Annotated in this window: 8 protein-coding genes and 1 tRNA gene; 1 reads left to right on the forward strand and 8 read right to left on the reverse strand. The window is 58.6% G+C overall.

Annotated features, from left to right (window positions below):
• Positions 1–161 precede the first annotated feature (161 nt).
• The 3 genes from NZ585_14725 to NZ585_14735 form a co-directional block, all read right to left on the reverse strand.
• The gene (locus tag NZ585_14725; protein ID MCS7081287.1) at positions 162–1232 is read right to left on the reverse strand and encodes a hypothetical protein; all 1071 of its coding nucleotides are present in this window, start codon (positions 1230–1232) and stop codon (positions 162–164) included.
• Positions 1233–1589: 357 nt separating this feature from the next.
• A tRNA-Pro gene (locus NZ585_14730) sits at positions 1590–1666 on the reverse strand.
• Positions 1667–1770: 104 nt separating this feature from the next.
• On the reverse strand, positions 1771–2823 hold the full coding sequence (locus tag NZ585_14735) for an alkaline phosphatase family protein (protein MCS7081288.1): 1053 nt from the start codon (positions 2821–2823) through the stop codon (positions 1771–1773).
• Positions 2824–2965: 142 nt separating this feature from the next.
• On the opposite strand from NZ585_14735, the gene tdh reads away from it, so the two are divergent.
• Positions 2966–4000: an L-threonine 3-dehydrogenase gene (gene tdh, locus NZ585_14740; protein ID MCS7081289.1), complete on the forward strand. Its 1035-nt coding sequence runs from the start codon at positions 2966–2968 to the stop codon at positions 3998–4000.
• 9 nt (positions 4001–4009) lie between these two features.
• Here the strand turns inward: tdh and NZ585_14745 are convergent, their stop codons facing one another.
• The 5 genes from NZ585_14745 to NZ585_14765 all read right to left on the reverse strand — a co-directional run.
• Positions 4010–5011 carry an isocitrate dehydrogenase (NAD(+)) gene (locus NZ585_14745; protein ID MCS7081290.1) on the reverse strand — a complete coding sequence of 334 codons (1002 nt, stop codon included), beginning with the start codon at positions 5009–5011 and terminating at the stop codon, positions 4010–4012.
• Between the two features lie 17 nt (positions 5012–5028).
• Positions 5029–5715 (reverse strand): LON peptidase substrate-binding domain-containing protein, encoded by a 687-nt coding sequence (locus NZ585_14750; GenBank protein MCS7081291.1) that lies wholly within the window; start codon positions 5713–5715, stop codon positions 5029–5031.
• Positions 5716–6612: 897 nt separating this feature from the next.
• Positions 6613–6942 (reverse strand): hypothetical protein, encoded by a 330-nt coding sequence (locus tag NZ585_14755; protein ID MCS7081292.1) that lies wholly within the window; start codon positions 6940–6942, stop codon positions 6613–6615.
• A 96-nt stretch (positions 6943–7038) separates the two neighbouring features.
• A complete protein-coding gene (locus tag NZ585_14760) occupies positions 7039–8109 on the reverse strand; it encodes a nucleotidyltransferase family protein (GenBank protein MCS7081293.1) in 1071 nt (356 codons plus the stop codon).
• 9 nt (positions 8110–8118) lie between these two features.
• The coding region (locus NZ585_14765) for a hypothetical protein (protein MCS7081294.1) at positions 8119–8499 on the reverse strand (381 nt) is incomplete at its 5' end.

Below are 8499 nucleotides of genomic sequence, written 5' to 3' on the forward strand. Positions count from 1 at the left end.
GAAGTCTGATGCTCTGTCCATTGAGCTACGGGCGCGCCTCGCAACGAGTCACAGGACACAGCGCTGCTTCGTACGAAGCCTCGTCCCTGCAGTACTCGCCATCTGAGATTGTATCACCACTAGCGCACTGTTGTCAAGCCGAGGCTGTACCATGCCCGAAGCTACTCCGCCTCTCGCTGGATGGGCAACGTCAGGCTGACGCGATGCTTCTTCCCCGTCCACAGCTCGCTATCACCCAGAACCTTCAACTGCACTCCCTGGCGCAGGACGTTCAGCGAGACATGGGATACCAATGTCTCGAAGGGAAAGCCTGCGGAGGCGCTCATATGACTAAATCCTCCTCCGCCCCGGGTAAGGGGCGGATCGATCCGCACGGTGTTCCTCTCGATGGGAGCAGCGCGCTGGACGCGATAAAAGATGTGCACCGGGATAGTAGCGTCTGTTAACTGCGTGCTCCTTCCCATCGCATGTAGCTGTTTGTATCCCTGTAGCTCGCGCAGAGGGGGGAACATGACCGTGCCAGCCCCTGTCACAACGGTCAGCGGTTTATCAGGCGCAGCAACATACAGAATGCGCCCATGCTCCGTTCGCATCTGGCGCACAGGCAAGGTCACTGCACGCTCCTCTTGCCGACGGCGCGTCAGCCAGCCCTCCAGCACTAGACGGACGTAACGCTGGTAGCGTGGATAGTGGAGAAACAGGGAGGTGCTTCCAGAGCCGCGCCACTGGTCAGAGTCATGCAGGGCGCTGACTATCTCCTCGTTGAGGGCGGTTGCTCCTTCCGCCGCCCATTCTGGCGTCTGCTCGACGATGCTCCAGTGTAGATGCATGTCCGCGCCCGGTTTCAGCACGCGCGTGCGATAGTGAACCATGAGCAGTTCGCCGAAATCTTCGTCCCCCTTTTTCTTGCCTGGCTCGGAGCGCGCCTCCAGTTGTATCTCGAAGTCTTCTGTGCGCGCCGTGTTCTGCGTCTGCACGGGCGGTTTGAGCGCATGCACTGAGCGAGGCAGGTTGACCAACCTCCAGCGAGCCAGTGGCTTACTCCCCTGTTGTCCATGCAGGCGCGCCACGACATCCAGATAGGATACGCTGTCGGGATAACCCAGAGGCATGCACAGCTCGCGCGTCACGGTATACGGCTCCCCCGCACGTGCCAGTGGCGGTGGCGCGGAGCTTGTTTCAGGTAGCCGCTCGCTGAACCCTTCTGGTGTGACCACATAAAATGCTATCATCGGGGGGCGTGAACCTCTACTCACGACCGTCTCCCTGACACGCAGCACGATGCACCGTTCGTTGTTGAACTGAGCATCCCCCTTCTGGAACGTGCGTCTTTCTACTGACACCCTTTCTATGAGGAGGTTGCCTTGCTTCGCGGGAGTGTCTGGGGAGAGGCGGGGTGAAGCTTGCGCCCTTGCTACTGCACACAGGATGCTCGCCATGCAGAGGGAAACAGCAGCAAACCTGCGATATCCACACATCGCTGACCTCACCTCTTCCAGTAGATGAATTCAATCACCTTATCGCTTTCTGTGTCTGTGTAGAGGTTTCCTGCAGTGGTTCGCCAGGTTTGCTGAGGAAAGATGAGGAAATGGTCGGGGTGAGCGGATTTGAACCGCTGACCTCCTGGCCCCCATCCAGGCGCGCTACCAAGCTGCGCCACACCCCGACCGCGGTAGCGAGGTTATTATACACCCAACAGGGCGCCCCTGTCAAGCGACCGACCTGCTTACAATGCCCGATGTGTAGCGACGCCACCTTTCGTTGGAAGCCTCACCATATTGGCGGTCGGTAAGGCTGGGTCAGGGGATGCCCGTCTAGTGGCGGATCGAGCTTCTTCGGGTCTATCCCGAACCGGTGTAGGATGGTAGGGGCAATGTCTGCGCGAGTACCTCGGCGCATGACGCCCGCGTCGTTGGTCGCTAAAAAGACGTAGGGCGCATCGGCGTGTGTATTCCTGTCCCTGTCGAAGCCGTGGTCGGAGGTCACGTAAATCAGAGTCTTCTCGTACAGTCCCAGCTCCTTCAGCTTCCACACGATGTTCCCCAACCAGCGGTCAGCGGACTTCAAGGCGTCGATATACTGTTTCGAGTTCTCCCCGTACTGGTGTCCCTGGTGGTCTATCTCGGCGAAGTGCACAAAGAAGAAAAAGCGCTGATGCTGGTAGCGTTCCAGCATCTCCAATGTCTTCTCGCCGACCGCATCGTCGCGTATCAGCCCGTTGATGAATACGTCCATCGCCTGCCTAGCATGGTAGAACGGTTTGCCCGGCTCTACGAGGTAGCGCACCCCATTCTCCGTGATGATTTTGCCCTGCCGTAGCCGTTGCATCGCGGGCGCACGTCCCGCGCGCGCACGTCGCTCAATAGGCTCAGCCAACACCTTGGTAGGTGGGTCGGCGTCGACGTTGCCCCTTTTTCCCATCACGGCGACCGTCGCGATGCGGTCTTTTCCAAAGTGTTGCTCTAGTCGCTCGAAGAGGGTGTATCCTGGAGGAATCGGCTGGTATCTGGCATTGCTGTATACCCCTGTCTTCTCGGGTTCGTAGCCAGTGAGTATCTGCGTCCAGCCTGCTTTAGTATCTGTCGTGCGCAGGATGTCGATAGCCACCAGCTTCCCCTCGGAAGCCAGTTGGGCAAGATGAGGTAACTCCCCCTGTTGCAGGCACTGGCGCACTCGCTCGCGCCCCGCTCCATCCCAGCCGATGAGGATGACGTTGAGGTCGCTCGGCGTGCGCGTTGTGTGTCGCTGCTGTGCTATGGACACGGCGATTAGCATGGAGAGCAACAGAATGCTTGCGAAGAGGCGCCAGTTCCAGTGTTGCATTCTCCCTTTCCTCCCGATGCAGGATTACCATCTCTCAGACGGAGAACACGCAGATAGGGTTCATGGCAGGACCCTTGCTTGCGCGAGCGGGCGGGAGGGCATATAATGAAATCGTGAACGCTGCGACAAGGAGCTAGCTAATATGCGCGCCATCGTGAAAGCCCGTCCCGAACCGGGAGGCGAGGTAATCGACGTAACAGACCCTGCCACGATTCCCCCTGGTCACGTGATGGTAAAGCCGCAGGCGTGGTCTATTTGCGGTACTGATGTGCACATCTGGCATTGGGACCACTGGGCGGCGCACCGCATCCATCCACCGCGCATCTTGGGGCACGAGTTCGCGGGCGAGGTGGTCGCTGTGGGAGAGGGGGTTACGGAGCGTCAGGTAGGTGATTTCGTCGCCAGCGAGTCGCACGTGGTGTGCGGCACGTGCTACCAGTGTCAGCATGGACAAGCGCATGTTTGCCGTAACACGCGCATTCTGGGTATTGACGTCGATGGTGTGTGGGCAGAGCTGGTGGTGCTGCCAGAAGCCAACGCCCGCCCTACTCCTGCCCAGATTCCTGTGGAGGTGGCAGCGATTCAGGATCCGCTGGGCAACGCGGTGCACGCCGCACTGGCTGGACCGCTGGAAGGACGTACGGTCGCTGTGCTAGGGTGCGGACCGTTGGGTTTGTTCAGCATCGGTATCGCCCGCGCCTGCCATGCCAGCAAGGTATTCGCTGTAGAAAAGCATCCTTATCGTCTCCAGCTGGCGGAGCAGATGGGCGCGGACGTGCTGCTCAACCCGGTGCAGGACGATATCGTAGAAGCCATCTTGCGACAGACGCAGGGTGAGGGGGTGGACGTCGTCTTGGAGATGTCGGGGGCGCCTGCGGCGGTGGTAGCAGGTTTTCGCATCGCCCGTCCCGGTGGGCGGGTGACGCTGATGGGCATCCCCAGCGACCCGATTGAGGTGGACTTCGCGGAGGACGTTATCTTCAAGGGGCTGGAGGTGCAGGGAATTGTCGGGCGACGCCTGTACCAGACGTGGGAGCAGATGCAGCAGCTGCTCACTTCAGGCAGGTTGGACGTGCGTCCTGTGATTACTCACCGCATGGGCTTTTCGGAGATTGGGCAGGCGATGGAGTTGATTGACACGGGTAAATGCGGTAAGGTTATCCTATATCCAGATTAGAGACGCCAACTATCCCATCGCCTCGATGATGGCGTTGGTGATTTCGGTGGTGGTCGCCGTGCCTCCCAGGTCGCGTGTGAGTGTCTTGCCTTCGCTCAACACGCGGTACACTCCATGGCGGATGCGTTCGGCGGCGGCTGTTTCTCCCTGGTCTTCTAGCATCATCGCCGCGCAGAGGATGAGCGCAATCGGGTTCGCCAGGTTGCGCCCGGCGATGTCGGGAGCGGAGCCGTGCACTGCCTCATACACGACGATACCTTCCTCCCCAACGTTCGCGCTCGGCGTTAGCCCCAAGCCCCCTACCAGCCCCGCGCATAGGTCGGAGATGATGTCGCCGTACAAGTTCTCCATCACCATCACGTCGAACCGCTCGGGGCGCGTCACCAGCTGCATGCAGGTATTGTCTACAATCAACTCCTCGTACTCGATCTGCGGGTAGTCGCGCGCCACCCGTCGACAACACTCCAGAAACAACCCGTCGCTCAGCTTCATAATGTTCGCCTTGTGCACAGCGGTCACGCGCTTACGTCCGTGCTTCTGAGCATACTCGAAAGCGAACCGGGCGATGCGCAGGCTAGCACGCTCGGTAATAATCTTTAGGCTCTCTACCACACCGGGCACCACAATATGCTCCAGCCCAGAGTACAAGTCTTCGCTGTTCTCGCGGATGACCACAAGGTCCACACCTTCGTAGCGTGTGCGCACACCTGGCAGGTTCTTCGCGGGGCGCACGTTCGCGAAGAGGTTCAACCGTTTGCGCAGGGTCACGTTGGGGCTAGTGTAACCTGCGCCGATAGGGGTAGTTATCGGTCCTTTGAGGGCAACGCGGTTTTTGAGTATTGAGTTAAAAACCTCTTCAGGCAGGGGGGTACCATATTTGTTCATCACCTCGGTGCCCGCCTCGAACCGTTCCCACTGTACGGGCACACCCGAGGCTTCCACGACGCGCACCGCTGCCTCGACGACTTCCGGCCCGATGCCGTCTCCGGGAATCAGCGTGACAGTAAGCATTTGGGGGAACCTCCTACTTAGTTCCGCGAGACAACTTTCCCTTCCGGGCGGAACGGATGTACCGCTTTCGCGGAGGACTGCTCCACCGTATGCTGCAACATCCTCTCCATCTCCTGCTCCAGCAACTGCATCCCCGCTTCCAGCCGTTGTGCTACGTCGTCGATTTCCAAGAGTCTCTGCTTCTGGATGAGGGGAACCTGCAGGATAGCTCCTATGGTGTTCGCAAGTACACGCGGGTTGTGAGGAAGCTCCACGATGAAGTGCTTACTGCCCTCTGGGCTAAAGAGCAGGCGTACATATTGTTCCAGACGATCTGTAGCGCGATGAACTAGGTGCAGAGTGCGATGTTCACAGCCGTTGCAAACATCTGGCAAAAGCAGTACCTGGGCTATCAAAAAGGGTTCCTGTTGATGGATTTTCACGATGCGAAAGCGCTGTTCGCCGACTGTCCACAAGTTCATGCTGCCATCGGGTAAGTTCTGCAAAGCAGTGATACGCGCAACGGTACCCCAGCGATGCGGTATCGCCGGACCGCCCACTTCCTTGCCTTCTCGGATAAGCACTACGCCGAACTGGCGATCCTGCTCGAGAACCATCCGCATCATCTGGCGATAACGCTCCTCAAAAACATGTAGGGGCAACGGCATGCCCGGGAACAATACAGCATGTAATGGAAACAGCGGCAACGTAATCAGCGGCTCCATGTAATAGCTCCTCGCTAGTCCTAATCACCTGCGTTCGACGGTTACCACGCATAGAGTGTACCCTGCGCCCACAAAGCAGTGCAAGAGGGGAAAAGGCGTTCGGACAATCTCCAAAGCAACGTTACTGGGCGAAGCAAGCGGAGTGCTACTCCTGTGAACCCCCTAAAGAGCACACTCCGTCGTAACCACCTCGTCATTCTGAAGTCCCTGTTGTTTGTCAAAGAGAAGCACTCCCGTGCTTCACTACGAGCTAAACAGTTTGTCGGGCGCCATGTTGGTAGTAGCGCACGTGAGTGCGCCTTCTGTCATTCTGAGCGGAGCGAAGAATCCCTCGTGTTGGTAGTAGCGCACGTGAGTGCGCCCTCTGTCATTCTGAGCGGAGCGAAGAATCCCTCGTGTTGGTAGTGGCACACGTGAGTGCGCCTTCTGTCATTCTGAGCGGAGCGAAGAATCCCTCGTGTTGGTAGTGGCACACGTGAGGCGCCCTCTGTCATTCTGAGCGGAGCGAAGAATCTCTCCGACATTGTGAGAAAGATGTTTGGACCTGGCTCAGCATGACATGTTGGGGACGCGACAGAGCGCGTCCCTCCAATTGGGACAAAACCTTCTGGAGGGTCACGCTCCGTCGTGACCTCGCAGAACGCGACGGAGCGTAACCCTCCAATTGTCAAACCATCTCTGACTGGAGGGTTACACTCCGTCTTGACCATGATGGCGGATGCGATAGAGCGTGCTATGGTTTGCGAGGCAGGCTATCGCCCTCTTGCTTGAACACTCTCAGAAGGGGAAGCTGGAGAGGAGATATTTCACTGACGGATGATGTCCTGCTGCTACGGCTGCTCTGTCTGGAACGGCGGAGGTATGGAAAGGGGGAGGGTAGCGCGACCTCTCTGAAGTTTACGCCTGGTCTAGGTCCTGAAACAGGGAGGCAAAGTATTCCCCGTACTGATGCTCCACCGCGGCGAACGCGAGGTCAATCGCCAACGTCCACAGCAGAATGATGGCGTCATCGCGGGGCATCTCCAGCACCCGCGCGAAGAAGTCCTTGATAATCTCCTCGTAGGTAGTGCCTGTCTCGTGGATTTCAAAGCGCTCGCCCGGTAGTCGTCGGGACACCTCCTGTACCTGCAAGCGGTCTAGAAATTCACGGACGTTTGCAGGAGTGGCATGCTCGAGATGGTTGCCGAATTCACGATATACTAGTTCCTTGAAAGTTTGCAGGTCCACGCCGCGTAATCCCCTTCCAGCCATTCTACACTATAAAGAGTATAACACGTCGCCCCATTACACGCAACGGCGAGTAGGGAGGACTGCAGCAGATACCTACTCCTGCTGCAAAGTGCGCCGCTTCCAGCGGGGGGCGGCAACTTTGCGCCAGAGGTAGCCGAAACGGATAGACCAGCTAGGCGCCCGGTACAGATCAAGGAGGCGGATGCCCCAATAGTGCAACGCGGGGCGCTTGCACAGCTCCAGCAGCAAGCGCAGGCTAATCGGCATGGGCAGGAAGCGCAGCGTCTCTACAATATGCTGTGGCACTGGTATCCCCAAATACTTTGCCACGTCGTGCAGCGCCAAATGTAACGGGCGAGTCGTACCGTATTGGTAAGCGTCTACTACCACGTCGTGCCAACAGGGTACGCGCGAGACCAACAGGGCGATATCGACTAGCCACTTGAGCCCTTGCCCGCAGTGATGATAGTATAGATGCGTGCACAGGTAGCTCAGATGCGTAGAGAGGTGTAACACAGGCAGCTTGCCGATACCCGCTGCGGAGACGGTGGTCACCTGTTGCCACACTGCGGGGCGAGCGGGCGGGTAAAAGCCAGGCAGGTCTAGGTGACCCTCCACGCGCAGCAACACCTCCCCCTCCCGACAGACGAAGGAGGTCTCTGCGCGGTAGCGCTCGCCGAAATGCGCGCCCGCAATGTCGTTATCTTCCTCTTGCCAGCCGAGGTGGTTCATCACAGACCGCAGCTGTGGTGTATCTTCGGGGTGTACTAGTAGGTCGATATCTTCCATACTGCGCTGCGCCCAATCGGTATAGGTGGTCGCTATCAGCGCGGCCCCTTTCACTACAGCGAAGCGGACGCCTGCTCCTTGTAGGGCGGGTACTATCTTCGCCAGGTGTTGCATGTATAGAGTGTTGCCCGCCAGCTGGGTGCGGTAGTCACGTCGGAGAGCCTCGCGTACGTCGGTGGGGGCTTCCTCGGGCAGGAGGGTATACAGCAACCCAGCGACCTCGTGTCGCCTCGCCTGCTCGATGAGGGTATCCCAGTTGATGTTCGCCTGCGCCTGCCAGAGCGCAACATCACCCCGGCACCACGCTCCGAGCAATTGGCGCAACGGTAACACGGTCTCGCTCCGAAAACAGCCTGAAGAAGCATACCTCTTCATCCTGGTCTCCTAAATCTCGCCCGGTTTGACCACGCCAACCTCCTTGCCATCAGGGCGCACGTTCAACCCTCCGAAGCGCAGGATGGCGATACTGGAGACATCGCGCAAGGGGGTGCGCACGGTAATGGTCCTGTTGACAAAGTCGATGCGCTCCAGAATGCCTATCGCCAAACAGTCGCCCTCCGCGTTCAACAACCCCAGTAGCAGCTTGACGAAGCGATGTACTCCCGCTGTCGTCACATGCGCCACCCGGAAGGTTTCTTCCACAATCAGCAGGGCATGTTCATCCACCACCTTGTCCGTGATCACGTACAGGTGCTCCGCAGTGCGCTCTGCCCAGAACACGCGCGAGCGGAGCGTTTCTTGCAAGAAGTGAACCTCGTTCCACTC

The sequence above is a fragment of the Chloracidobacterium sp. genome (assembly GCA_025057975.1).
GTDB lineage: Bacteria > Acidobacteriota > Blastocatellia > Chloracidobacteriales > Chloracidobacteriaceae > Chloracidobacterium.

Excerpts from the sequence above, each read along its gene's own strand:
- tdh (MCS7081289.1), top strand. The coding sequence starts at position 2,966 with ATGCGCGCCATCGTGAAAGCCCGTCCCGAACCGGGAGGCGAGGTAATC.
- NZ585_14750 (MCS7081291.1), bottom strand. The coding sequence starts at position 5,715 with ATGGAGCCGCTGATTACGTTGCCGCTGTTTCCATTACATGCTGTATTG.
- NZ585_14760 (MCS7081293.1), bottom strand. The coding sequence starts at position 8,109 with ATGAAGAGGTATGCTTCTTCAGGCTGTTTTCGGAGCGAGACCGTGTTA.
- NZ585_14745 (MCS7081290.1), bottom strand. The coding sequence starts at position 5,011 with ATGCTTACTGTCACGCTGATTCCCGGAGACGGCATCGGGCCGGAAGTC.
- NZ585_14735 (MCS7081288.1), bottom strand. The coding sequence starts at position 2,823 with ATGCAACACTGGAACTGGCGCCTCTTCGCAAGCATTCTGTTGCTCTCC.
- NZ585_14725 (MCS7081287.1), bottom strand. The coding sequence starts at position 1,232 with ATGATAGCATTTTATGTGGTCACACCAGAAGGGTTCAGCGAGCGGCTA.